The 22742-nt window shown below is 67.5% G+C and carries 23 protein-coding genes; 11 read left to right on the forward strand and 12 right to left on the reverse strand.

All coding sequences use genetic code 11. The annotated features are described in order from the left end of the window. Window positions 1–63: 63 nt before the first annotated feature. Window positions 64–1188 carry a DUF3152 domain-containing protein gene (locus QSJ19_RS20295; RefSeq protein ID WP_286322810.1) on the reverse strand — a complete coding sequence of 375 codons (1125 nt, stop codon included), beginning with the start codon at window positions 1186–1188 and terminating at the stop codon, window positions 64–66. A gap of 101 nt (window positions 1189–1289) precedes the next feature. Between QSJ19_RS20295 and fasR the strand changes: the two genes are divergently transcribed. Continuing rightward, window positions 1290–1925, forward strand: a complete 636-nt coding sequence (gene fasR / locus QSJ19_RS20300) for an HTH-type transcriptional activator FasR (protein ID WP_286322811.1) — start codon at window positions 1290–1292, stop codon at window positions 1923–1925. Window positions 1926–2096: 171 nt separating this feature from the next. Here the strand turns inward: fasR and QSJ19_RS20305 are convergent, their stop codons facing one another. Beyond that, a complete protein-coding gene (locus QSJ19_RS20305; RefSeq protein WP_187586670.1) occupies window positions 2097–2330 on the reverse strand; it encodes a DUF3107 domain-containing protein in 234 nt (77 codons plus the stop codon). 108 nt (window positions 2331–2438) lie between these two features. Beyond that, window positions 2439–3140: a ferritin-like fold-containing protein gene (locus tag QSJ19_RS20310; protein WP_286322812.1), complete on the reverse strand. Its 702-nt coding sequence runs from the start codon at window positions 3138–3140 to the stop codon at window positions 2439–2441. 305 nt (window positions 3141–3445) lie between these two features. On the opposite strand from QSJ19_RS20310, the gene QSJ19_RS20315 reads away from it, so the two are divergent. The 3 genes from QSJ19_RS20315 (at window position 3446) to QSJ19_RS20325 (ending at window position 6883) form a co-directional block, all read left to right on the forward strand. Beyond that, the gene (locus QSJ19_RS20315; RefSeq protein ID WP_286322813.1) at window positions 3446–5131 is read left to right on the forward strand and encodes a DEAD/DEAH box helicase; all 1686 of its coding nucleotides are present in this window, start codon (window positions 3446–3448) and stop codon (window positions 5129–5131) included. Between the two features lie 51 nt (window positions 5132–5182). After that, complete coding sequence (locus QSJ19_RS20320; RefSeq protein WP_286322814.1) at window positions 5183–6463, forward strand: Rv3212 family protein; 1281 nt, start codon at window positions 5183–5185, stop codon at window positions 6461–6463. Between the two features lie 87 nt (window positions 6464–6550). Then, window positions 6551–6883, forward strand: a complete 333-nt coding sequence (locus tag QSJ19_RS20325; RefSeq protein WP_286322815.1) for a VOC family protein — start codon at window positions 6551–6553, stop codon at window positions 6881–6883. Between the two features lie 21 nt (window positions 6884–6904). Here QSJ19_RS20325 and QSJ19_RS20330 read toward each other — a convergent pair whose 3' ends face one another. Beyond that, window positions 6905–7696, reverse strand: coding sequence for a ParA family protein (locus tag QSJ19_RS20330; protein WP_286322816.1), 792 nt, complete (start codon window positions 7694–7696; stop codon window positions 6905–6907). 70 nt (window positions 7697–7766) lie between these two features. Beyond that, the gene (locus tag QSJ19_RS20335; protein WP_502876288.1) at window positions 7767–8252 is read right to left on the reverse strand and encodes a hypothetical protein; all 486 of its coding nucleotides are present in this window, start codon (window positions 8250–8252) and stop codon (window positions 7767–7769) included. 169 nt (window positions 8253–8421) lie between these two features. On the opposite strand from QSJ19_RS20335, the gene QSJ19_RS20340 reads away from it, so the two are divergent. After that, window positions 8422–9393 (forward strand): diacylglycerol/lipid kinase family protein, encoded by a 972-nt coding sequence (locus QSJ19_RS20340; protein WP_286322817.1) that lies wholly within the window; start codon window positions 8422–8424, stop codon window positions 9391–9393. Here QSJ19_RS20340 and QSJ19_RS20345 read toward each other — a convergent pair. Then, the gene (locus QSJ19_RS20345) at window positions 9321–10508 is read right to left on the reverse strand and encodes an MFS transporter (protein WP_286322818.1); all 1188 of its coding nucleotides are present in this window, start codon (window positions 10506–10508) and stop codon (window positions 9321–9323) included. The two genes, QSJ19_RS20340 and QSJ19_RS20345, sit on opposite strands and share 73 nt — an antisense overlap. A 433-nt stretch (window positions 10509–10941) precedes the next feature. Here QSJ19_RS20345 and QSJ19_RS20350 point away from each other — a divergent pair, with 433 nt between their 5' ends. Next, a complete protein-coding gene (locus QSJ19_RS20350) occupies window positions 10942–11196 on the forward strand; it encodes a WhiB family transcriptional regulator (RefSeq protein WP_005170735.1) in 255 nt (84 codons plus the stop codon). Between the two features lie 213 nt (window positions 11197–11409). Here QSJ19_RS20350 and QSJ19_RS20355 read toward each other — a convergent pair whose 3' ends face one another. Next, window positions 11410–12933: a sensor histidine kinase gene (locus QSJ19_RS20355; protein WP_286322819.1), complete on the reverse strand. Its 1524-nt coding sequence runs from the start codon at window positions 12931–12933 to the stop codon at window positions 11410–11412. 61 nt (window positions 12934–12994) lie between these two features. Then, window positions 12995–13210 (reverse strand): biotin/lipoyl-binding carrier protein, encoded by a 216-nt coding sequence (locus QSJ19_RS20360; RefSeq protein ID WP_286322820.1) that lies wholly within the window; start codon window positions 13208–13210, stop codon window positions 12995–12997. Window positions 13211–13314: 104 nt separating this feature from the next. On the opposite strand from QSJ19_RS20360, the gene QSJ19_RS27050 reads away from it, so the two are divergent. Next, window positions 13315–13389, forward strand: coding sequence for a 50S ribosomal protein bL37 (locus QSJ19_RS27050; protein ID WP_370452957.1), 75 nt, complete (start codon window positions 13315–13317; stop codon window positions 13387–13389). Between the two features lie 157 nt (window positions 13390–13546). On the opposite strand, the gene rsrA is transcribed toward QSJ19_RS27050, so the two are convergent. Further along, window positions 13547–13846, reverse strand: coding sequence for a mycothiol system anti-sigma-R factor (rsrA, locus tag QSJ19_RS20365; protein ID WP_502876291.1), 300 nt, complete (start codon window positions 13844–13846; stop codon window positions 13547–13549). A 5-nt stretch (window positions 13847–13851) separates the two neighbouring features. Beyond that, the gene (locus QSJ19_RS20370) at window positions 13852–14607 is read right to left on the reverse strand and encodes a sigma-70 family RNA polymerase sigma factor (protein WP_286322860.1); all 756 of its coding nucleotides are present in this window, start codon (window positions 14605–14607) and stop codon (window positions 13852–13854) included. A 293-nt stretch (window positions 14608–14900) separates the two neighbouring features. Here QSJ19_RS20370 and QSJ19_RS20375 point away from each other — a divergent pair, with 293 nt between their 5' ends. Continuing rightward, entirely contained in the window at window positions 14901–15398 is a 498-nt protein-coding gene (locus tag QSJ19_RS20375; RefSeq protein ID WP_286322822.1) for an aminoacyl-tRNA deacylase, read from the forward strand. Between the two features lie 84 nt (window positions 15399–15482). Further along, a complete protein-coding gene (locus tag QSJ19_RS20380; protein WP_286322823.1) occupies window positions 15483–16385 on the forward strand; it encodes an SOS response-associated peptidase in 903 nt (300 codons plus the stop codon). 16 nt (window positions 16386–16401) lie between these two features. Here QSJ19_RS20380 and QSJ19_RS20385 read toward each other — a convergent pair whose 3' ends face one another. Further along, a complete protein-coding gene (locus QSJ19_RS20385; RefSeq protein WP_286322824.1) occupies window positions 16402–17883 on the reverse strand; it encodes a flavin-containing monooxygenase in 1482 nt (493 codons plus the stop codon). A gap of 253 nt (window positions 17884–18136) precedes the next feature. Here QSJ19_RS20385 and QSJ19_RS20390 point away from each other — a divergent pair, with 253 nt between their 5' ends. Beyond that, window positions 18137–18976: a pyruvate, water dikinase regulatory protein gene (locus QSJ19_RS20390; protein ID WP_286322825.1), complete on the forward strand. Its 840-nt coding sequence runs from the start codon at window positions 18137–18139 to the stop codon at window positions 18974–18976. A gap of 12 nt (window positions 18977–18988) precedes the next feature. Further along, window positions 18989–21370, forward strand: coding sequence for a phosphoenolpyruvate synthase (gene ppsA / locus QSJ19_RS20395; RefSeq protein ID WP_286322826.1), 2382 nt, complete (start codon window positions 18989–18991; stop codon window positions 21368–21370). Window positions 21371–21437: 67 nt separating this feature from the next. Here the strand turns inward: ppsA and QSJ19_RS20400 are convergent, their stop codons facing one another. Next, complete coding sequence (locus tag QSJ19_RS20400; RefSeq protein ID WP_286322827.1) at window positions 21438–22637, reverse strand: ATP-grasp domain-containing protein; 1200 nt, start codon at window positions 22635–22637, stop codon at window positions 21438–21440. Window positions 22638–22742 lie beyond the last annotated feature (105 nt).

Genomic DNA, 22742 nt, shown 5'->3' on the forward strand with positions numbered 1-22742 from the left:
AGCGCTTCTCGGCTCAACGGTCGCGGACGCGCGGACATTCCGGACAGCGACGCACGTCGCGACTCAGCGGTTCGGGAACGGCCACGGATTCGGTGTGCAGACGTAGCTGCGGTTGGCACGCATGTCCGGGTCCAGCGCCATGATCTCGCTGTTGGCCACGCCGAACGACTGCTGCATCATGACCGGCGCGAGGGCACCGTCCTCTTTGCACGGTTCGTGCGCCTCGTAGCCGATGCCGTGACCGGTCTCGTGGTTGATCAGATATTGGCGGTACAGCAGGTCGTCGCCCTGATACGACAGCGCGCCTCGCACCCAGCGCGCCTCGTTGAGGGTCACCCGCTTCTCCGGCGGATAGAAGCACGACGTCTCGAGCTGGATCTGATACCCGCACAACTCGCGGGCGGTGCCGGGCGAGGCGAGGGTGATGCGCAGGTCGGGCTCACTCCCGGCGATCCGCCGGAACGACACCTTTCCGTCGCCGATCCAGCTGCGCGGATTCGCCAGCGTCGAGTCGACCATCTTGGCGAACGACCGGTCGCCACCGAAATCCTGTGCGTTGACCCCGTTCTCCACCTCGACCGTGTAGGTGTACACCTGCGGTCCGGTGCCCACCTGCTTCCCGGCGCCGGGGACGACGTGATAGCTCTCGCGCCCCTTCTGGGTGTACGGCCCGCCCGCCGGGAGGGTGCCCGCCGGCAGTGCGGCCGCCTGGATCGCACCGCTCGGGGCGCCGATCGGCTTGGTCTCCTTGCTGACGTCGGTGTTGCGCGGCGAGTCGGGGTTGACGTCGGCTGCCGGCACGAACGCCGAGTCGTTGCCGCCCCGGATGGTCACCACGAGCAGCACGATGGTGAGGACGACCAGCACGGGGATGGCGTAGGCGCGCCATCCGTACGTGGCGACGAATCGGCCCAGGGCGCTCTGCTTCTTCCGTTCCGGCTGCGCGTCGCGATCGACCCGGACCCGGCCGCTGTCATCGGTGGGATCCCATCGGGCCCGCAGAGGCTGATCGGGCCTCGGTCGCATCCGGCCCGCCGACTCGGAGCCCGCCGCGCCGCCGCTGGTCCGACGTGGTTCGCGGGGGCCGACGTCCTTGGCTCGTACGCGCGCACCGCCGACCCCCGCACCGGACGCGCCGGTGCCGGTGCCGTCGCTACCCGAGTTCGGCCCGCCTCCTGGGTGACTCACAGTTCAACTTTCTCACAGGTCAACGCAGATCCGGGGAACCACCGGTCGACTTGCGGCTGTGCGGATCGGATGCGACGGGGCACCGCGAGTACGCTCTACGCATGTCGACCACCACAAACTCGTCGCGCAGCACGCGTCTGCCGCGTAGCGCACGCCGGATGCAGCTCCTCGATGCTGCGAGCGAGATCTTTGTGGAGCGCGGTTACCACTCGGCCGGGATGGACGAGATCGCCGTGCACGCCGGCGTCAGCAAGCCGGTTCTCTACCAACACTTCCCGTCGAAGCTCGACCTCTACATCGCCGTCGTCGACTCCCACGCCGAGAAGTTGGTGAGCGACGTCAACCGCGCACTGCTGACGACGACCGACAACAAGATGCGTGTGCGTGCCGCGGTGCAGGCGTTCTTCGACTTCATCGACCAGGACAACTCGGGCTACCGGTTGATCTTCTCCTCGGACGCCATGGACCCGGCGGTCATCCGCCGGGTCGAGGGCGCCACGGAGGCATGCGTCGACGCCGTCTACGGGCTGGTCATGCACGATTCGGGTCTCGACCCGTACCGTTCGCGGATGCTGGCCGCAGGGCTGGTCGGTGCGAGCCAGGTCAACGCGCGCTACTGGCTGGAGGCCAAGCGCCCCGTCGACAAGCAGACCGCGGTCGACACGACCGTCGCGCTGCTGTGGGGCGGACTCTCCCACGTGCCGCTCCAGGGCATCGAGAGCGGCGCCGACGTCTGATAGCGCCCACTCACACCGATCGTCGACCTCAGCGTCACCGCTGACGAGAGATCGGCAGGGCCATCCGGTCAGCGGTGCGCACTCGGTGATCCTGATGTCGAATACGACAGTGCCGTCGCCCCCTGGCGGGACGACGGCACCTTCTCGTCGTGACTGTCGTGGCGGTGGGCGTCAGACGGCGCCGAATCCCACCTTGCGGTTCTCCGTGCTGCCGACCTCGACGTAGGCGATCTTGGTGACGGGGACCAGGAACCGTGCGCCCTTCTCGTCGACGAGGGACAGCAGCTGCTCCTTGCCCGACAACGCGGCCTCGACCTCCGCGTACGCCTTGTCACTGGTGAGTGCGGTCTGGATCGACAACTCGCGCGAGCTGTCGCTGATGCCGATCTTCACTTCGACGGCCATGGCCACCCTTCTCTCATCGAGTGTGTGCCGCATAAGGCTAGTTCAGTCGGCGCGAGCGCCGACAGCGGCTCCGCTCACAGCGGAAATCAGCTGTCCCCGAGCCACCGCTCAGGCGAGCCCGAGATCGGTCATCCTCTTGGTGTGTTCCTCGGCGATGGTGTCGAAGAACGACGCCACCCCCTGCAGCGATGCCGACCCGGCGAACAGCAGATCGGTCACCTCGTCCTCCGCGGCGAGCACCCACTGTGCGTGGGTCACGGCCTCGCCGAGCAGACGGCGCCCCCACAGGACGAGCGGCGAGCGCAGGCCCGGGTCGGCCTCGACGGCCGCGCGAACCTGCTCGCGGGCGAACCTCGAACTCACGGTCTCCGACATCACCTCGCGGACCACCTGCCGCGCCTCGTCGGGCAGGACGTCGGCGAGTTCGCGGTAGAAGTCCGCCGCCAGGCCGTCGCCGACATAGGCCTTCACCAGTGACTCGTACCACGTCTTGGGCGTGGTGACCTGGTGATACTGGTCGAACACCGAGCGGTAGCGCTCCACGGCACCGGTGGGGTCGATCCCCCGCGCCGCGACCTGCTCGGCGAGGACGTCGAAATGGCCGATCTCGGAGGCGGCCATCCGGGCGATCGCGATCCTGCTGTGCACGTCAGGGGCCATCCGTGACTCGTCGATCAACCGGTAGAACGCCGCGTACTCACCGGCCAGCAACACCGCGAACAGCTTGGCGATGGCACTGTCCTCGCCACCGGCGACGGGGCCTCCTGCGGTATCGGGCGAAACTCCGGACGGGGGCGGCGCAGTCGACATGGTGGAGATGGTAGGCGGGGCCGGGGCGTTCACCAAGTACACTTGACAACGGTGTACTGACGCGATCATGACGATCGGGTCGCACGCGAGAGGCCCGACGGCCGATCGGCGACCTGGTTCACGCGCAGACATCGGACAATGTGCGCGCACTCATCGTCGGGCAAGACGGCCCGGCCTGGCCACCACACAGTCAACGACCGCGGACTGCCCCGGGTCCCGAGAGGACCTGTTCGACGCAGACCGTTTCGATCCCACTGTGGTGCCTTTCGTGCGTGCGGGAAATGCAGAAAGGCATACAACCTCACATGAGCGATCCGATCGCCACACCGGCGAAAGACGACGACGTACAGACCACGATCGTCGACGAGACCCACACCTCCCCCACGTTCGCCGAGCTCGGCGTCGACGACAGCATCGTCGAGGCCTTGGCCGACGACGGCAAGACCCACACCTTCGCCATCCAGGAACTCACCCTTCCGCTGGCCCTGAGCGGCGACGACCTGATCGGCCAGGCCCGCACCGGCATGGGCAAGACCTTCGGCTTCGGCGTTCCGCTGCTGCACCGCCTCGCGCATGCCGACTCCTCGGGCCTGCGGGCCCTCGACAACACGCCGCGCGCGCTGATCATCGTGCCGACGCGCGAGCTGTGCATCCAGGTGACCGGGGACCTGGAAGTCGCCGCGAAGAAGCTGGACGTCACCCTTGCCGACGGCACCACCCGCCCGATTCGCATCACCTCGATCTACGGCGGCCGTCCGTACGAGTCGCAGATCGCCGACCTGAAGAAGGGCGTCGACGTCGTCGTCGGCACTCCCGGCCGCCTCCTCGACCTCGCGCAGCAGGGTCATCTGATCCTCGGCAAGGTCGCGGTCCTCGTGCTCGACGAGGCCGACGAGATGCTCGACCTCGGCTTCCTGCCCGACATCGAGCGCATCATGTCGGCGTTGCCCACACCCCGTCAGACCATGCTGTTCTCGGCGACGATGCCCGGGCCCATCGTGACGCTGGCACGCACGTTCCTGCACCGGCCGACACATATCCGCGCCGAGCACGCCAACGACTCGGCGGTCCACGAGCGCACCACCCAGTACGTCTACCGCGCCCACGCCCTCGACAAAGCCGAACTCGTCGCCCGCATCCTGCAGGCCGACGGCCGCGGGGCGACGATGATCTTCACCCGCACCAAGCGCACCGCCCAGAAGGTGGCAGCCGACCTCGGCGAGCGAGGGTTCTCCGTCGGGGCCGTGCACGGTGACCTCGGTCAGGTAGCCCGCGAGAAGGCGCTCAAGCGGTTCCGCACCGGCGACATCGACGTCCTGGTCGCGACCGACGTCGCGGCGCGCGGCATCGACATCGACGACGTCACACACGTCATCAACTACCAGTGCCCCGAGGACGACAAGACCTACGTCCACCGCATCGGCCGGACCGGGCGCGCGGGCCGTACGGGTATCGCGATCACCCTCGTCGACTGGGATGAACTGCATCGCTGGGAACTGATCAACAACGCGCTCGGACTCGAGGTGCCGGCACCCGTCGAGACCTATTCGACCTCCGAGCATCTCCGCGAGGAACTCGGCATCCCCGAGTCGGCAACCGGCAGGATCCGGGCGCCGAAGACCGACACGAAGGACTCCGAGCGCGTCGAGCGGAAGCCGCGTTCGGAGCGTCCGAAGTCCAACCGGGTGCGTCGTCGTACCCGCGGCGGACGCTCGGGCGACGCAGGTACCGGGCCCGACTCGCAGACCGACGGGGGCCAGAAGGAGTCGAGTCAGAAGGAATCGGGGCGAAAGAACTCCGACCACGCCGACCCGACCGCGAATTCCGGACCTGCATCGGGCGACGAGTCGTCGGGTGCCGGCGAGTCGAAGCCACGTCGCCGGCGCCGTCGCCGTGGCGGGGCCAACCGCAGCAGTTCGGCGGGCGGCAACGCTGTCGCCGAGGGCCGGCACAACGGCGAGCACGCACCCGCGGCCACCGCTGCGGAATGATCCCGGCGGCGCCGTCGACGACGACTTCCACCCGCGGCAACCGGAGGGCGCGTGGTACGAATCCGACCTGAGCGCCGCACACCGGTCGACCTGGCGGTCAGCGCTGCGATCGTCGTCGTGCTCGTCATCGCGGGACTGGTGATCTGGCTGGTCAGTCCCGTTCGCCACACCGACAGTGCGCAGGCCGCCGCGCCCGTTCCCGACGTCACGCCGTCGGCGACGGTTCCGGCGGAGCTGACACCGTTGTGGCGTGCGCCGTCGGCGGTGACGGACGGTCCCGCGTTGACCCGGTCGCTGGTGGTGACGGCCGACGGTGGGTCGGTGGTCGGGCGTGACCCGCAGACGGGCCGCGAGATCTGGCATTATCGCCGCGATCTGGGTCTGTGTGCGGTCCTGGCGGCGTGGCCGGCGAGCACGAACAAGGTGCTGGCGGCCTACCGCAACTCCCGGGGATGTGGAGAGGTCACGGCGCTCGACGGGTCGTCGGGGCGACGCGCGGGTGGTCGCAGCAGCGACGCCGACGACCGCGTCCGTCTCGTGTCCGACACGGGATACGTTGTCTCCCAAGGCCCGACGCGTCTCGAGACCTGGGGGTCGAACCTCGTCCGGGGTATCGAGTACGGCCGGGTGGACGCCCCGGTGAAACCCGGCGTGCAGCCGGGCCGCACGGACTGTCGCCTGATGTCCTCGGCCATCGGCGGCGATCGGGTGGCGGTGATCGAACACTGTGGCACCGATCCCGGCTACCGGCTGACCGTCCTCGGCGCGGTTCTGGACAAGGACGAAGACGTCCAGCAGTTCGGATCGTCGCTGATCACCGACGGCACGCAGGGTCCGCCGCCGGTCCTGATCGGCATGAGCAGTTCCGCGATCGCCGTGTATGACGGTGGCGGCAACCGTCCGCAGCCGCCGGCCGACAACACGGCGGGCCCCACGGGTCCGGCGATCCGGCAGTTCTCCACCGACGGCGTCCCGACCGCCACCAACACGGTCGCGGGACCGGCGGCACCACCCGAGGGACTCCCCGCGGTCACCGGCGGTGGGATCACCTCGTTCTTCACCGGCGACGCCACGGTGGTACTCGACGCACAGAACGTCCGGCCCATCTATCAGGTCCCGGGGGCCATCGGCACCGGCGACGTGATGGCCGGACAGCTCCTCCTCCCCACCGCAACCGGCATCAGCGTGCGCGACGCGGCGACCGGCCGCGAGATCCGCGCCATTCGCGTCGACCGCGAGGGGCGTCGTGACGAGCCCGTCGGACTCCGGGTGCTCGGTTCGACCGTCGTCGAACAGTGGGGATCGACCGTGCAGGCATACGGGCCACGGTAACGTCGGCGTCACCCGACGAATCCGACATCTCGCCCGGCTACTCCCCCACGGCCGGCAGCGCAGATGTCGCCGACCAGGGAGTTCACGATGACGATCAGCGGGGTCCTCGCCCAGTCCACCGTGTCCGATCTCGACCGCGCCGAGTCGTGGTACACGACCGTTCTCGGGTCGTCGCCGACCGATCGACCGATGGACGGCCTCATCGAATGGCAGTTCGCCGAGCAGTTCGGCCTCCAGGTGGAGTCGGAACCCGACCGTTCGGGCCGCTCGACGGTGGTCCTCGTCGAATCCGATCTCGACGACTTCGTCCGCCGACTCGACTCCGCCGGTGTCCCGCATCCGGAGATCGTCGACGCGACGACGGTCCGGTTTCTGCAGCTGGAGGATCCCGACGGCAACCGGGTCGTGTTCGTCAGCTGACAGCTGCCGCTGCGGTCCGGGTCAGACCGGTTCGAACGTCCGGACCGGCCTGCCGGCCTCCCAGTGCTTCCACAGGTTCTCGGCGAGTTCACGATATGCGGTGGCGCCCTTGTTCTTCCGGCCCCGCATGACCGACGTCCCGGACGCCGACGCCTCGGCGAAACGGACCGTCCGCGGGATCGGCGGATCGAGCACCGGCAGGTCGTAGCGGTCCGACACGTCCGACAGGACGTCGCGGCTGTGGGTCGTGCGCGCGTCGAACAGCGTCGCGATCGCGCCGAGCGTGGCCAGCCCCGGATTGGTGATCTGCTGGATCTCGTTGACCGTCCGGAGCAACTGACCCACCCCGCGATGCGCGAGGGTCTCGCACTGCAGCGGCACCACCACCTCGTCGGCGGCGGTCAGACCGTTGAGGGTGAGCACCCCCAGCGACGGCGGGCAGTCGATGAGGATGACGTCGTAGTCCTCGGCGACCTCGGCGAGCGCGCGCTTGAGCGCGTACTCCCGGCCGGGCCGCATCAACAACAACGCCTCGGCACCGGCGAGGTCGATCGTCGCCGGCAGCAGGGTCACGTTGTCGTCGGTGTCGAGTAGGACGTCGGCGATCTCCTCCTCCCCGAGGAGGACGTCGTGCACCGACGCCTCGAGCTGATCGGGATCGCGGCCGAGTGAAAACGTAAGACAGCCTTGAGGATCGAGATCGACGACGAGAACCGAGACATCGAGGTCGGCGAGTGCCGCGCCGACGGACGCGACGGTCGTGGTCTTGGCAACCCCACCCTTTTGATTCGCGATGGCCAGCATGCGGGTCATGGCAACACTCTACGACCGATCGCCGCGGACGTCGGGGTTACCGCCCCGAGGCGGCAAACGCCGGCGTCGATCAGCGTCGGCGCGGCCGCGAACCGGTGTCGGTCGGATCGTCGGTGGTGTATTCCCCCACCAGCCAGCGGGTCGATGCCGGACTGAAGATCAGGACGAGCACCGCGACGGCCGCGATTGCGAGAGGGATGCCGAACCACGGTTGATGACTGTCGGTGAGCAGAGCGTAGGCCACGGGCAGCAGCAGGATCTGAGCGACGACTGCGATCGCACGCCCCCATCGTCGGCCGGTCACCAGGGCGAGGCCGCCGATCAGAACGCCGCCCCCGATGATCCCGAACCAGGCCGCGGTGCCGTACCCGCTGATGAATGCCTCACGGTGCCCGGCCGCCTCCCGGATGGCCAGCACGATCGCGACGATGGCCGCGATCGCGCCCTCCAGAGCGGTCACCGCACCCGCCACGCGGATGGTCGTGGGTACCGCGGCCGCGTCGGTGGACTCGTCCCGATCGCCGCCGGCCGCGACGTCGTCACCCTTCTTGCTCACCGCCCCAGACTATGGGTGCCGGAGGAGTCGGTGCCGGTCGGCCCCGGCCACCTCCCGGTGCGGACTCACCGTCCGGCGCTCCACCGGGCCGCTCCGGGACAGCCGATCCCACGACGACGTCGGCGGGTGGATGCACGTCACAGGCGGGCACCCCATATCGTGGGGTCTCGTGCGCGTCATGCTCATCGTCAACCCGTTCGCGACGGCCACCACCCCGGCAGGCCGTGACGCGCTGGCGCACACCCTGAGTTCACGCTTCAGTCTTGACGTCGAGCACACCACGCACCGCGGACATGCGGGCGAGCTGGCGCGTCGGGCGGTCGCCGAGGGGGTCGACGTGGTCCTCGTGCACGGCGGCGACGGATCCGTGAACGAGGCGGTGAACGGAATCCTCGGTCCGCCCGATCAGGTGCCCGATCCCTCGCGCACCGTGCCCGGCCTGGGTGTCATCCCCGGGGGCAGTGCCAACGTGTTCGCCCGCACCCTGGGCATCCTGGCCGATCCGCTCGCCGCGACGGGCCAGATCATCGGTCTGCTCGAGTCCGGGCAGTGCCGTCGCATCGGCCTCGGGCACACTCAGGACCGCTGGTTCCTGTTCAACACCGGAATGGGGATGGACGCCGTCGTCGTCCACGCCATGGAGGACAAACGACACGCCGGCAAGCCGGCCACACCGGCCCGCTACTTCCGGACCACGGTGGCGTCGTTCCTGCGCAACGCTACGAACAAGGCGTCGTTCACGGTCGAGGTACCCGACCACGAGCCGATCCCGGGCGTGCAGTTCGGCTTCGTCAGCAACACCAGTCCGTGGACCTACTTCGGCGACTACGAGATCCGCACCAACCCCACGACGGGTTTCGACACCCGGCTGGGTCTGTTCGCGGCGACGTCGACAGGGGTGGCCCGCAATCTGCCGTTGGCCGCACGGTTGCTGACCCATCGGACACCGAAGGGCGGCCACCTCTATCGCGACGACGATGTCGAGTGGGTACGGTTCCGCGCCGACGAACCCATCGATGTGCAGATGGACGGCGACTACATCGGCGCCCATGTGGCCGTGGATTTCGGTCACCGTGCCGACGCCCTCGCGGTGGTCGCGCCCGGCGCCGACAGTCTCAGCACGACGCTGACCACCACGTAGGGCACCGCGGCGATCGCGAAGAGGGCGGTCGGCGGCAGCCAGCCGGAGCCGAGCGCCCAGGCGCCGTAGGCGGCGATCGCCACCATCTCCTCACCCACTCCGACGACGGATGTGACCGTCGCGCGAGCGTTCGACGGCACGCGCTGCTGCATCGCCGCGTCGACCATCACCATGGACCAGCCGAACACGCCGAAAGCGAACGCCACCAACAGGATTCCGACGGGATGACCGATCAGTGCGCCGACCGCGAGGGCCACCGCCCCCGCGGTCAGCCATCGCGCGAGCCGGCGTGGATTCAGGCCTGCGGTCACGGTCCGCCCGGCGGCGACGCCACCACCGATGTCTCCGATGGCGACGACCACCATCAACGCCGCCACCCCGGACGCGGCCCCGGTTTCCGGCGACATCTCCCCTGACCACATCTCTTCCGCCAGCAACGGCAGGTATTCATCGAGAGCGGCCACCCACGTCAGCGCCACCAGGAGCACGACGCCCCGCCGCAGGGAGTGCCGCCGCCACAGCATCCCGACGACAACGGCCAGGCCGGGTGCACCCTCGACTGCCGAATCCGCCCCCCGAGCAGGGCCGTCCCGGGGTGGGGATTCACGCGGCGGTGATCGACCCGGCGGTGCGTCCTCCGGGAGCGCTACCGACGCGAGCGCGCATATCCCGCACGACACCAGACTTGCGGCGCCGGCCGCCTCGTAGCCGCCCCACGCCGCGAGCGGTGCGGCGAGCGCCGTACCCAGGAGCACCCCGCAGGCGCCCATCGCGCGGACGCGTCCGGCAAGTGCGGCATATCGCAGGGAGTCGCCCCGCGCCGTGAGGGTGTCGAACAGCAGGGCCTGCAGACTTCCCGAACGCAGCGACGAACCCAGAGACCACAGCACGAATCCGGCGGCGAACGCCCCGTACGACGGCCACCAGGTCCAGAGCGCGAATCCGGCACCGGTGACCAGAGGCCCGGCGACGAGCAGCCGGCGGCGGGGACATCGATCGGCCAGCATCCCGGTCGGGATCTCGAAGACGAACGAACACAGCGACCAGAGGACGAACAGCAACGAGATCTGCGCTGCCGAGAGACCGGCACCGGCGACATCGGGATCGGCGAACATGACCGCGTACAGCGGATAGAGAGGAATGGCGTCCTCGGCAAGGGCACCGACAGAGGCCGCCGCGGTCAGCCGGTGTGACGAGGATCAACAGGGAAGTCGTGGCATGCCTCACACGATAGTCCGGATGGCTCCGACACCACCAGGGAATTTATTTGGCGACCTGGGAAAACTGCTCTACACAGATACAGCAAAGCAGGTAGACTAATACATCGGTGCGCAACCGAGTGCAACCACCCCCTCCTCGGAGGGGTTACAGAACAGTGATATTGCACACGTGTCAACGGAACACCATTGACTTCGCCTGGATTCGTGAAAGTATTCACAAGCAACAGTGCGGAAACATTCGGTGGGTCCGCGTGAACTAGCGGTTACAGCCCCAAAACACAGACATTGGAGTTGTCGAGTGGTGCGTCAAGCACCTGAAGGAGAAGGAATGGACTGGCGTCACAAAGCAATCTGTCGCGACGAAGATCCGGAACTGTTCTTCCCAGTGGGGACCAGCGGCCCGGCCATCGCACAGATCGCTGATGCGAAGCTCGTCTGCGCCCGCTGCCCCGTCACGGCCGAATGCCTCTCGTGGGCACTCGAGTCCGGCCAGGACGCAGGCGTGTGGGGCGGCATGAGCGAAGACGAGCGACGCGCGCTCAAGCGGCGCACCGCGCGCACGCGGACGCGGAGCAGCGTCTAAGAGGGGCCACAGACCCGAAGTCGCAACGGCGACCACGAAGAGACCCGGCCCCGGCCGGGTCTCTTCGTCTGTGCAGCCCACAGACATTGCGATGCTGCCGTGTTCGAGATCGTCACGATGATTCGCCAAGTGCGACAGCGTGATCAGGACATCACATCCGAGACATTCGGTGCCCCGGCCATTCTCGGGCCCGTGGCGACATGATGCCGCTGCTCAGCGCAGCGGTATGACGACACTCACCTCGGTACCACGGCCCGTCGTCGCGTGGCCCATCGTGAGCGTGCCGCCGAGCTCGATCGACACGAGGGTCTGCACGATCTGCAGCCCGAGTCTGTCCGAGTTCGTGATGTCGAATCCTTCGGGAAGTCCGGAACCGTTGTCACGCACGGTGATACGCATCTGACGAACATCCCGGTCGGCGACGAGTTCGATCTCGCTGTCTGTCGTCGATGCGTCGAACCCGTGCTCGATGGCGTTCTGGATGAGTTCGGTGAGCACCATCACGAGCGGCATCGCCAGTTCGGCGGAGAGCACACCGAGCCGATCGCGGTGTCGCACCCGGACGGTGGTGTCCCCTGATGCGACGTCGACGAGGATCGGCACCAGTCGATCGACCACCTCGTCCAGGTCGACCTCTTCGTCGACGCTGCCGGACAGCAACTCGTGCACGAGGGCGATCGATGCGACCCGTCGCACCGCCTCGGTGAGCGCGCCCCGCGCCTCCGGATTGCTGGTGCGGCGCGCCTGCAGGCGCAGCAGCGCCGACACCGACTGCAGGTTGTTCTTGACCCGATGATGGATCTCCCGGATGGTCGCGTCCTTGCTGATGAGTGCCAGATCGCGTCGCTTGACCTCGGTGACATCGCGGATCAGCACGACAGCACCGGTGCTGACCCCGCGTGGACGCAGCGGTACCGCACGGATCAGGACCGTTGCGCGTCGGGCGTCCGCCTCCATCCGCATGCCGACGTCCCGATACGGCCCTTCCGGCACCACGCTCCGGCCGGCGGCGGCATCGATCATCGTCGCGACGTCGTCGGACTCGAACGGATCGGTCAACAGCGACGACGCCACCTCGGACAACCTGGTGTGGGTCAGTTCGGCCGTCCACCCCATCCGATGGAACGCCGACAACGCGTTCGGACTCGCATAGACCACCATCCCGTGCTCGTCGACCCGCACGAACCCGTCCCCCGCCCGCGGCGTCGACAGGCCGCGCGGATTGCCCTCCTGGTGGGGGAAGGTGCCGTCGGCGACCATCTGGCACAGGTCGTTCGCCGAGTCCTGATAGGCCAGTTCGAGCGGCGACGGCAGGCGCGGATGGGTGAGGTCGACGGCTCGGGTCAACACTGCGATCACTCCGTCGTCGGTGCCGGCGAATCCGACCGGTACCGCCTCGCGGCGGATGGCCACCGTGCCGAGCCATTTCGGGTCTTCGTCGCGCAGCACACGATCGGCCGCGAACGCCCGTTCGAGCTGAGGGTCGACCGAGTGGTCGGCGCCACGCCCGGTGCGGGCCACCCCGACCTCGTCGCTGGGGAAGACGGTCGACGCGGTATTCGGACGACACTGCGCGACGGTGACGATGTCGCCGTCCTCGGTACGCACCGACATCAGGAAATCGGCGAACGACAGATCGGCGAGCAACTGCCACTCGGCCACGAGCCGCTGCAGTTGCGCTGCCGCGGCGTCGGAGAGGGTGGTGTGTTCGGCGAGGAGATCGGCCAGAGTCGACATGTCGCGGGGTGGCCGTCAGCCGCCGACAGGCGATGAGGTCGTCGGCACCATCGGCGAGCGGCTATTCGTAGACGGCGATGATGTCGCCGGCCTGGATGACGTCGCCCACCTTCACCTTGACGTCGGCCAGGGTGCCGGGTTCCTCTGCGAGGACAGGGATCTCCATCTTCATCGACTCGAGCAGAAAGAGGGTGTCGCCGACGTCGACCTGTTGACCGGCGGACGCCCGCACCTCCAGGACACTCGCCACGATCTCTGCCACGACGTCTTCAGCCATGGTCATAACCTAGCCCACCGGTGTGCGGCCGGACGACCGGATTGGAGTCCGGTGGGGCGCACGTGGGACACTGGACGACGCACATCAGCACGAAGGAGACCATCATGGGTAAGCGCGGACGCAAGAAGCGCGCTCGTAAGAAGAACGCTGCCAATCACGGCAAGCGTCCGAACTCCTGAGTTCCGACTCAGCAGTCGCGAGCACCGTTCCGGGACGTCGACGTTTCGGCGTCGAGAACCCGGGACATCATCGAGAGCATCCACTACAGACGTCGAGAGCATCCGCTCCTCGACGGACGTGGATGCTCTCGACGTTTTCTGCTCGGCGACTCTGAGTTCAGCGACCGGCCTCGCGCACGATCACGGTCTTCCGGATCTCGATCCGAAGCCGTTCGCGCAGCCCCTGGGGCGCCTGGTCGCCACCGCACTTCCGATTGATCAGGGTTTTCAGTTGCTGTTCGATGCCGTAATGCGCCAGGCACGACGGACAGTTGTCGAGGTGGCCCTGCAGGCGCGAGCGCGCACCGGAGTCGCACTCGTCGTCGAGCAGCAGCCAGACATCGGCGAGCACCGCCGAGCAGTCGAGCTGGGTGAACTCGGGGTCATCGGCGCCGGAGCCGGGCTCCGGGGAACGCATGTCACTCATCGCGCCACCTCGCTCGTCGACGACCGGTTGAAACCGCGCTCACGGGCGACGTCGGCCAGCAGTTCACGCAACTGACGGCGACCGCGATGCAGACGGGACATGACGGTGCCGATCGGGGTGTCCATGATCTCGGCGATCTCCTTGTAGGGCAGGCCCTCCACGTCGGCGTAGTACACCGCCATACGGAAGTCCTCGGGCAGTTCCTGCAGGGCTGCCTTGATGTCATCGTCCGGCAGCGCCTCCAGCGCCTCGATCTCCGCCGACCGCAGACCGGTCGACGTATGCTCGGCTGTCGCGGCGAGCTGCCAATCGGTGATCTCGTCGGTGGGGTACTGCGCGGGCTGACGCTGCTTCTTGCGGTAGCCGTTGATGTAGGTGTTGGTGAGGATGCGGTACAGCCACGCCTTCAGGTTGGTGCCCTCACGGAACGACCGGAAGGCGGAGAACGCCTTCACGTAGGTCTCCTGCACCAGATCCTCGGCATCGGCCGGGTTGCGGGTCATCCGCAGCGCCGCGCCGTACATCTGGTCGAGCAGCGGCAGAGCATCCCGTTCGAAACGCTCGGTGAGCTGCTCGGGCGATTCCCCCGGATCGGTGCGGCTGGGTGCCTGCGAGCCGGCACCGGATGCCTGATGCGACGAGGTGCTCGACAACTCGGCACTCTCGTCCGGCGTCTCATCTCGTGACTCGGGTTCGACCACTACGATCCCTTCGGTGACGGCGTCGGCGGAAACGGTGTTCGGTGCCGGCATGACCCATCGGGGATCCGGAGCCGGGTTTCCGCTGTCGGTCAAGCTTACCGATGTGGATCGTGATCGGGTTGCGGGCCGGTCGGTGAACTCGTCGAGAACCGCTGAAGTGGGTTCGAGCAAGCCGGTGCTGGTCATCAGGCTGATCGACCTTCCTTCGAGTCGTCGGGTGGTGGCTGCGACAACCGGGGTCACCGGCGTCGACGTCAATCCCCTCAACAGACAAACCACGACAAATGTTCCGACCGTCGGCGTCCGCAGAGGCGCACGCCGACGACGACCAGGAAGGACGGCCCATGGCCGCGACCCCGGCACTGTCCGCCCTCGAGAAGGCGGGCGTCGCGCACACGGTGCATCGGTACGTCCACGATCCTCGCAACGAGTCGTACGGCGACGAGGCCGTCGCGGCCCTGCAGACGAGCATCGGGGTCAGCCCCGAGCAGGTCCTGAAGACGCTCGTCGTCGAGGTCGGGAGCTCGCTCGTGGTGGCCGTCGTCCCGGTGCCACGCAAGCTCTCGCTGAAGGCCGTCGCCGCGGCCGCGTCGTCGGTCGTCCCCATCGCCGGGAAGGCGCACATGGCGCCGGAGAAGGCGGTGACACGGGCAACCGGCTACGTGTTCGGCGGGGTGTCGCCGATCGGCCAGCGCACCACTCTGCCCACGGTCGTCGACTCCTCGGCTCTCGTCTGGCCGCGGATCTGTTGCAGTGCAGGCCGACGCGGCCTCGAGGTCGAACTCGCACCCGCGGATCTGGTCGCGGTCACGCACGCCGTGGTCGCCGACATCGCCGTGTGAGGACCGCCTGGCCACCACCCGACCGTCCGGACCGTCGACCGCACGGTCACGACGTCCCCATCGAGGTCGTGACAGCATGGTCGTATGTGCGGACGTTATGCGGTGACCACCGATCCGGCGAAGCTCGCCGCCGAGATCGACGCGATCAACGAGGTGCCCGTCCCCCTCGACCCGAGCAGCGACAAACCAGGCAGCGACAAACCAGGCAGGGACAAACCAGGCAGGGACAAACCAGGCAGGGACAAACCAGGCAGGGACAACCCGGGCAGGGACATCGCAGGCAGCGGCGACGATGACGGTGGGTCGAGGACCGAGAAGGACACCGCCGACGGCACGCCCCGCTCCCCCGGCCCGAACTACAACGTCGCACCGACGACGACGGTGATGACCGTGGTACGACGCCACTCCCACGATCATCCCGACGACGACCCGGCCCTGCGGATCCGCGCCATGCGATGGGGCCTCGTGCCGCCGTGGGCGAAGGAGATCGGCAAGGGGCCGCTGCTGTTCAACGCGCGTGCCGAGAGCGCCGCGGAGAAGAGCTCGTTTCGCACCTCGGTGAAGTCCAAGCGATGCCTGGTCCCGATGGACGGCTGGTACGAGTGGAAGAAGGGGCCGAACGACGACAAGGGCAAACCCACGAAGGTCCCGTTCTTCATGTCACCGCACGACGGCACCCGGCTGTTCATGGCCGGTCTGTGGTCGGTGTGGCGGCCCAAGGACGCACCGAAGGATGCCGATCCCCTGCTCAGCTGCTCGATCCTGACAACCGACGCCGTCGGGCACCTCCGCGAGGTGCACGACCGGATGCCCCTGGTCATGCCCTACGACAACTGGGACGCCTGGCTCGACCCCGACCACACCGCCCCGGGCGAACTGTTCTCCCCGCCCACCGAGGCGGTCGCGGACGCCATCGACATCCGCGAGGTCGCCCCCCTGGTCAATCGCGTGGCCAACAACGGTCCGGAACTCCTCGAACCGGTGTGATGATCCGTCGTCGCGGTCAGCGATAGGAATAGGCGTCGAGGGGGAACCGCTCCATCTCCCGCAGCGTCGACAGCGTCGACGTGGGACGTAGAAGCGCCGCCTCACCGTGCTGGTTGAAGTAATAGCTGCGGGCCGTCGCGCAGTTCCCGTTGTAGAAGACCGACGACTGCAGCCGATCGGTCACCTTCTCGAGGAAATCGTCGTTGGCCTGCTCGGTCACCTCGAACGTCGATCCGCCCCGCCGACGGAGCTCACCGAACAGCCGGCGGATGTGCTTCATCTGTCCCTCGATCGTCGTGAAGTACGACAGACCGCTGTACGAATACGGACTGTTGAGCGACAGGAGATTCGGGAACCGCGGCACGGTGATGCCCTCGTAGGCCTGGAACCGGTTGTCCCGCCACCACTTCCCCAGGTCCCGGCCGTCACGCCCGGTGATGGCGAACGCCGGGAAGTTGACGTCCCACAGGTTGAAGCCGGTGGCGAGGACGAGGGTGTCGACGCCGATGGTGGTGCCGTCGGCGGTCACGATGCCGCCCGGCTCCACGCGCTCGATCGAGGAGGTCTGCAATGTGGTGTTCGGCTTGTTGAAGGTGCGGAAGTAGCTGTTGGAGAACGTCGGTCGCTTGCAGCCGAAGTCATAGGACGGCGTCAGCGCGCGACGCGTCCGCGCATCACGCACCTGGGTACGCAGATGGGCCTTGGCGATCAGGGCCGCGACACGGTTGCCGGGTTTGGCCTGTTTGAAGTGCAGCACACCGAACACCATCAGCGCCTCGAGCAACGACGTGTTGACCAGTCGCGCGACCCGCTGGGTCAGCGGGACACGCTCGAAGACCCTTCTCACCGCCGACGGAATCGGGAAGTCGAGCTTCGGGACGACCCAGATCGGCGTCCGCTGGAACACCGTGAGTTGCTCTGCCTGCGCAGCGATCTCGGGAATGAGCTGGACCGCCGTGGCGCCAGTGCCGATGATCGCGACACGCTCTCCGGCGAAGTCGTGGCCGTCCTCCCACGCCGTCGTGTGGATTATCCTGCCGGCGAACGAGTCGATCCCGGGGAAGTCAGGCGTGTAAGGCTGCGAGAGGAACCCGGTGGCGGTCACGAGGTAGCGGCAGGTCCGGACACCACCGTCGGCGATATGGACACGCCAGAGCCGTTCGGCCGCATCCCATTCCGCGCGTTCGACGATGGTGGAGAACTCCATGTGCCGCTTCAGGTCGTACTTGTCGGCGACATGGTCCGCATAGCGTTTGAGCTCCGCGCCGGGGGCGAACAGTCGCGACCAGTGCGGGTTCGGCTCGAACGAGTACGAGTAGGTGACCGACGCGATGTCGACGGCAAGGCCCGGGTAATGATTCACGTGCCACGTGCCACCGAGGTCGTCCTCGCGTTCGAGGATGGCGATGTCGTCGATGCCGAGACGCTTGAACTCGATCCCCGCGCCCAATCCACCGAATCCGGCGCCGACGATCACGACTTCATGGTCTGGCTGCATACTCGTCTCCTGGGGTCGACGCCGTCCGGCCGGTTAGATGTGACTGACTGACACAGTAACTTAGCGCAGCGCACGGGACAGGGGAACCTCCATTTTCACTGACCCGTCGTCCAGCGCCTGGCAGGGCGAGCGTCGTCGCCCGGCATGACGTGAACGTACGGCGAACGGCCAGGAACGAGACCTGCCCGAGAACCTGCACACCGGTTGAGCAACGATAGAGACCTGAGACGCACACCCGATAGGACACGACCAGGTGAGTGAGCAACACGGCAGCGAGGCAATCCCGGTCTTCTTCCTCTCCGACAGCACCGGGATCAGCGCCGAGACCATGGGAAACGCGCTCTTGCTGCATTTTCCCGATCATCGGTTCGACCGGACGCTGATCCCGTTCATCACCACCCCCGACGACGCACGCGAGGTCGTGCGCACCATCGACGCCACGATGGACCGCGGTGTGACTCCGCTCGTCTTCGCGACCGCCGCGCTCGACGACGTGCGTATCGAGCTGGCCAAGACCCGCGCACCCCTCATCGATTTCTTCGACATGCACATGCAGCAGGTCGAAGCCATCCTCGGGGCGCGTGGCGCCCGAACACCAGCGCGTCTCCACGGCGTCGGTGACGTCAAGCGGTACAACGCGCGTATGCAGGCCGTCGAGTATGCGATCGAGCATGACGACGGGCAGAGTGTTCGCTCGCTGGACAAGGCCGATGTGATCCTCGTGGCGCCGTCACGCTGCGGCAAGACCCCGACGACGATGTACCTCGCCCTGCAGCACGGTCTGCGCGTCGCGAACTACCCGCTGATCGACGACGACTTCACGAGCACGGACCTGCCACGCCCGATCCAGCACCTCGCCGACCGCTGCTTCGGACTCATGACCAGCGCTGCCCGACTCAGCGCTGTCCGCACAGAGCGCCGCCCGGACTCGACGTATGCGTCCTTGCGCCAGTGCACCTTCGAGCTCAAGCGCGCCGAAGCCCTCTACCGCGCACACAACCTGCCCATCATCGATTCGTCTGCGAAATCCGTCGAAGAGATGTCCACACTCATCCTGCAAGTGCTCGCTCGCAGGACCCACCCCGCACACTGAGGAGTCCGTTTCATGAACAGCAACGTCCGGTGGTTCGCCGACCTCGGCCTCGCCGACCTCGATCAGGTCGGCGGCAAGAACGCGTCCCTCGGGGAGATGGTCCGCAATCTCACCGACGTGGGGGTCCGGGTCCCCAACGGTTTCGCGACGACCGCCGACGCGTACCGCCGATTCATGAACCAACCCGGCTCTGCCGGCACCAGCCTCGCCGGCCGGATCAGTGCGCGCCTCGCCGACCTCGACACCGACGACGTCCAGGCGCTGGCCGAGGCAGGCCGGGAGATCCGTGCGGCGGTCATGGATCAGCCGTTCCCCTCGGATCTCGAGTCGGACATCCGGACGGCGTTCGCGGAGCTGTCGGGCGGCTCGGACGAGGCGTCGTTCGCCGTGCGGTCCAGTGCGACCGCCGAGGACCTTCCGGACGCCTCGTTCGCCGGCCAGCAGGAGACGTTCCTCAACGTGCGTGGGATCGATGCGATCGTGCAGGCGATGCGTGAGGTCTTCGCGTCGTTGTACAACGATCGCGCCATCGCCTACCGGGTGCATCACGACTTCGACCACGATGCCGTCGCCCTCTCGGCGGGTGTACAGCAGATGGTGCGCTCCGACATCGGCACGTCGGGGGTCATGTTCACCATCGACACCGAGTCGGGTTTCCCCGACGCCGTGTTCGTGACCTCCTCGTACGGTCTCGGGGAGGCTGTCGTGCAGGGTGCGGTGAATCCCGACGAGTTCTACGTCTACAAGCCTGCGCTGCGTGCGGGCCGTCCCGCGGTGCTCAAGCGCGGCATCGGGTCGAAGGCGACCAAGATGGTCTACACCACCGACCGCTCGGTGGGCCGCACGACCGAGTTCGTCGACGTCGATCCGGCCGACCGGCGACTGCTGAGCCTGACGGACGCCGAGGTCGAGGCGCTCGCGCGTCAAGCGCTGCTGATCGAGGAACACTATGGACGACCGATGGACATCGAGTGGGGCAAGGACGGTGTCGACGGCGAGCTGTACATCCTGCAGGCCCGCCCGGAGACCGTGCAGTCGCGGGCCGCGGTCACCGGCCAGCAGCGCTTCCGGCTGAACGAGACCGGCCCGGTGCTGGTCGAGGGCCGAGCGATCGGTGCACGTATCGGCGCCGGCGCGGTCCGGGTGCTGGAGTCGGTGGAGCAGATGCACGAGTTCCAGGTCGGCGAGGTGCTCGTGGCGGATATGACCGACCCCGACTGGGAGCCGATCATGAAGCGCGCCAGCGCGATCGTGACCAACCGCGGCGGTCGTACCTGTCACGCGGCGATCATCGCCCGCGAGCTGGGCATCCCCGCGGTCGTCGGTTCCGGTGGGGCCACCCGGTCACTCGAAGCCGGCCGCGAGGTGACCGTCTCGTGCGCGCAGGGTGACACCGGTTACGTGTATGACGGATTGCTGGATTTCGACGTCACCGAATCGTCGATCGAGGCGATGCCCGAGATCGGCACCAAGATCATGATGAACGTCGGCACCCCCGAGCAGGCCTTCGCGTTCTCCCGCCTGCCGAACAACGGTGTCGGACTGGCGCGACTGGAATTCGTGATCAACCGCCAGATCGGGATTCACCCCAAGGCCCTGCTCGATTTCGACACCCTGGACGGACCGCTGAAGGACCAGATCGGTGAAGCGATCGCGGCGTATCCGAGTGCCCGCGAGTTCTTCGTCGACCGGGTGGCCGAGGGGGTCGCGACGATTGCCGCGGCATTCGCGCCCCAACCGGTGATCGTGCGGATGTCGGACTTCAAGTCCAACGAGTACGCGAAGTTGGTCGGCGGTGAGCTCTACGAGCCCGACGAAGAGAACCCGATGATCGGCTACCGCGGGGCGTCGCGATACCTCTCCAAGGACTTCGCCGACTGCTTCGCCATGGAATGTGCCGCACTGAAGTACGTCCGCGACGAGATGGGCCTGACCAACGTCAAGATCATGATCCCGTTCGTCCGCACGCTCGCCGAAGCGGAGGGAGTGATCGCCCTGCTCGACGCGCATGGCCTCCGCCGCGGCGAGAACGGACTCGAGGTCATCATGATGTGCGAGGTGCCGTCCAACGCGGTCATCGCCGACGCCTTCCTCGATCACTTCGACGGCTTCTCCATCGGCTCCAACGACATGACTCAGCTGACGCTCGGACTCGACCGCGACTCCGCGCTCGTCGCGGACTCCTTCGACGAACGCGACCCGGCCGTCAAACACATGCTCGCTGCGGCCATTTCGGCGTGCAAGGCGCGCGGCAAGTACGTGGGGATCTGCGGACAGGGACCCAGCGACCACGCCGACCTGGCCGAATGGCTGCTCAAGCAGGGCATCGAATCGATGTCGCTGAATCCGGACACCGTCGTCGACACCTGGACCCGGTTGGCGAAGCTCGGCTGACAGCGAACTCCCCACGCCGGTCGTCGCGCGACTGCGTGGGGAGCCGCGTTCCGGCGCGGCGCGAGCATCACGCGATCGCGGAACCGTCCCAGGACACGTCGAAGAACTGCGCGGCCATCAGTTGTTCCCGCTTGTTGCGGTCGATGCCGAGTTCCTCGCGGTAGTGCAGGACGTGCTGGAGCGACAGCGCGGAGTACAGCAACGGCAGATGATCACGGTGCTGGTCGTACACGCCGGTCGCCCCACGCGCCGCCGACACGTCGGCACGGAAGTGGCTGGGGTGCTTGAGGACGTCGCGCAACACGGCGGCCTTGATCGCCTTCTTACGTCCGGCCGGCACGACCACCAACTCACCCGGATCGAACAGTGCGGTCGCGAACTCGTCGGCCGTGGCCACCGTGCAGCCGGCGGTCGGGCGTGGATTGCACTCGACCATGTGGTGGACGCCGTCGTCGGTCTTGAGGTAGTCGAAGCTGAGCTGCCCGTGCCAGTCGAGTTCGCGGGCGACGGTGCGGGCGGTCTCCAAGGATTCGGGCGAATCGACCGACTCGAACACGATGCCACCGCGATTGTCGATCGCCAGGGGGTGTTCGTAGCACGAGTGCAGCACCACTTCGCCGTGGTGGACGACGCTCCAGCTGCAGCGGTCGACGCCGGTGAGGTACTGCTGCACGAGCCACGGATCATCGGGAGTCGGATGGATCTCGTCCACGCCGGTCTCGCCGGCGAGCGGACCGGCGTTCGTCGCCACGTCGAGTCCACCGCGCCCGAATGCCGCCCGGGCGAACCAGGAATCCCAGTGCCCGACCGCGGCGACGAGCTCGTCGTCGGAGGTGGCGGTGATCGACTCCGCGACCGGCAACCCGAGATCGCGACACAGCGCGGCGAAGGTCACCTTGTCGTGCACCTTCGCGAGCGTGTCGAACGACGGGAAGAACAACTCGAGGTCGCCTCGCCCGGCGGCGAGCCGCTCGCGATGTGCGGCGAGGAAGAAGACCTCCTCGAACATCGGCAGGAGCCAGGTGATCTCGTACCGGTCGAGTGCGTCGAGAATCGCGGTGATGAAGTCCTCGGTGCGCTGCGTCGGAGCCGGTACCTCGATGTGCCGTCGGGCACCGCGCGAGTGACTGCCCGGCGAGGCCGCGAAGGTGTCGGCGGCCGTGACGTCGGCGCCGGTCTCGCCCAGTTTGTGGATCTCGTCCACCGCGAACGGCATTCGTGACGTCGTGACGAGCATGCGATGCTGGGGATCATTCGGCCCTCTCATGGACCGACCGTATCCAACGCCGGGTCGTCACGCAGGAGGCATCGTACACATCCCCCACATCTGGCACGCATGTTTCGCTTCGCGGCGCGACACTCGCGGGCGATA

The organism is Gordonia sp. ABSL11-1, assembly GCF_030315685.1.
Classification (GTDB): domain Bacteria; phylum Actinomycetota; class Actinomycetes; order Mycobacteriales; family Mycobacteriaceae; genus Gordonia.

Coding starts and splice junctions, on each gene's coding strand:
- fasR (WP_286322811.1), top strand. CDS start 1,290: ATGTCGACCACCACAAACTCGTCGCGCAGCACGCGTCTGCCGCGTAGC.
- QSJ19_RS20305 (WP_187586670.1), bottom strand. CDS start 2,330: ATGGCCGTCGAAGTGAAGATCGGCATCAGCGACAGCTCGCGCGAGTTG.
- QSJ19_RS20310 (WP_286322812.1), bottom strand. CDS start 3,140: ATGTCGACTGCGCCGCCCCCGTCCGGAGTTTCGCCCGATACCGCAGGA.
- QSJ19_RS20315 (WP_286322813.1), top strand. CDS start 3,446: ATGAGCGATCCGATCGCCACACCGGCGAAAGACGACGACGTACAGACC.
- QSJ19_RS20325 (WP_286322815.1), top strand. CDS start 6,551: ATGACGATCAGCGGGGTCCTCGCCCAGTCCACCGTGTCCGATCTCGAC.
- QSJ19_RS20330 (WP_286322816.1), bottom strand. CDS start 7,696: ATGACCCGCATGCTGGCCATCGCGAATCAAAAGGGTGGGGTTGCCAAG.
- QSJ19_RS20345 (WP_286322818.1), bottom strand. CDS start 10,508: ATGTTCGCCGATCCCGATGTCGCCGGTGCCGGTCTCTCGGCAGCGCAG.
- QSJ19_RS20350 (WP_005170735.1), top strand. CDS start 10,942: ATGGACTGGCGTCACAAAGCAATCTGTCGCGACGAAGATCCGGAACTG.
- QSJ19_RS20355 (WP_286322819.1), bottom strand. CDS start 12,933: ATGTCGACTCTGGCCGATCTCCTCGCCGAACACACCACCCTCTCCGAC.
- QSJ19_RS20360 (WP_286322820.1), bottom strand. CDS start 13,210: ATGGCTGAAGACGTCGTGGCAGAGATCGTGGCGAGTGTCCTGGAGGTG.
- rsrA (WP_502876291.1), bottom strand. CDS start 13,846: ATGCGTTCCCCGGAGCCCGGCTCCGGCGCCGATGACCCCGAGTTCACC.
- QSJ19_RS20370 (WP_286322860.1), bottom strand. CDS start 14,607: ATGCCGGCACCGAACACCGTTTCCGCCGACGCCGTCACCGAAGGGATC.
- QSJ19_RS20375 (WP_286322822.1), top strand. CDS start 14,901: ATGGCCGCGACCCCGGCACTGTCCGCCCTCGAGAAGGCGGGCGTCGCG.
- QSJ19_RS20380 (WP_286322823.1), top strand. CDS start 15,483: ATGTGCGGACGTTATGCGGTGACCACCGATCCGGCGAAGCTCGCCGCC.
- QSJ19_RS20385 (WP_286322824.1), bottom strand. CDS start 17,883: ATGCAGCCAGACCATGAAGTCGTGATCGTCGGCGCCGGATTCGGTGGA.
- ppsA (WP_286322826.1), top strand. CDS start 18,989: ATGAACAGCAACGTCCGGTGGTTCGCCGACCTCGGCCTCGCCGACCTC.
- QSJ19_RS20400 (WP_286322827.1), bottom strand. CDS start 22,637: ATGAGAGGGCCGAATGATCCCCAGCATCGCATGCTCGTCACGACGTCA.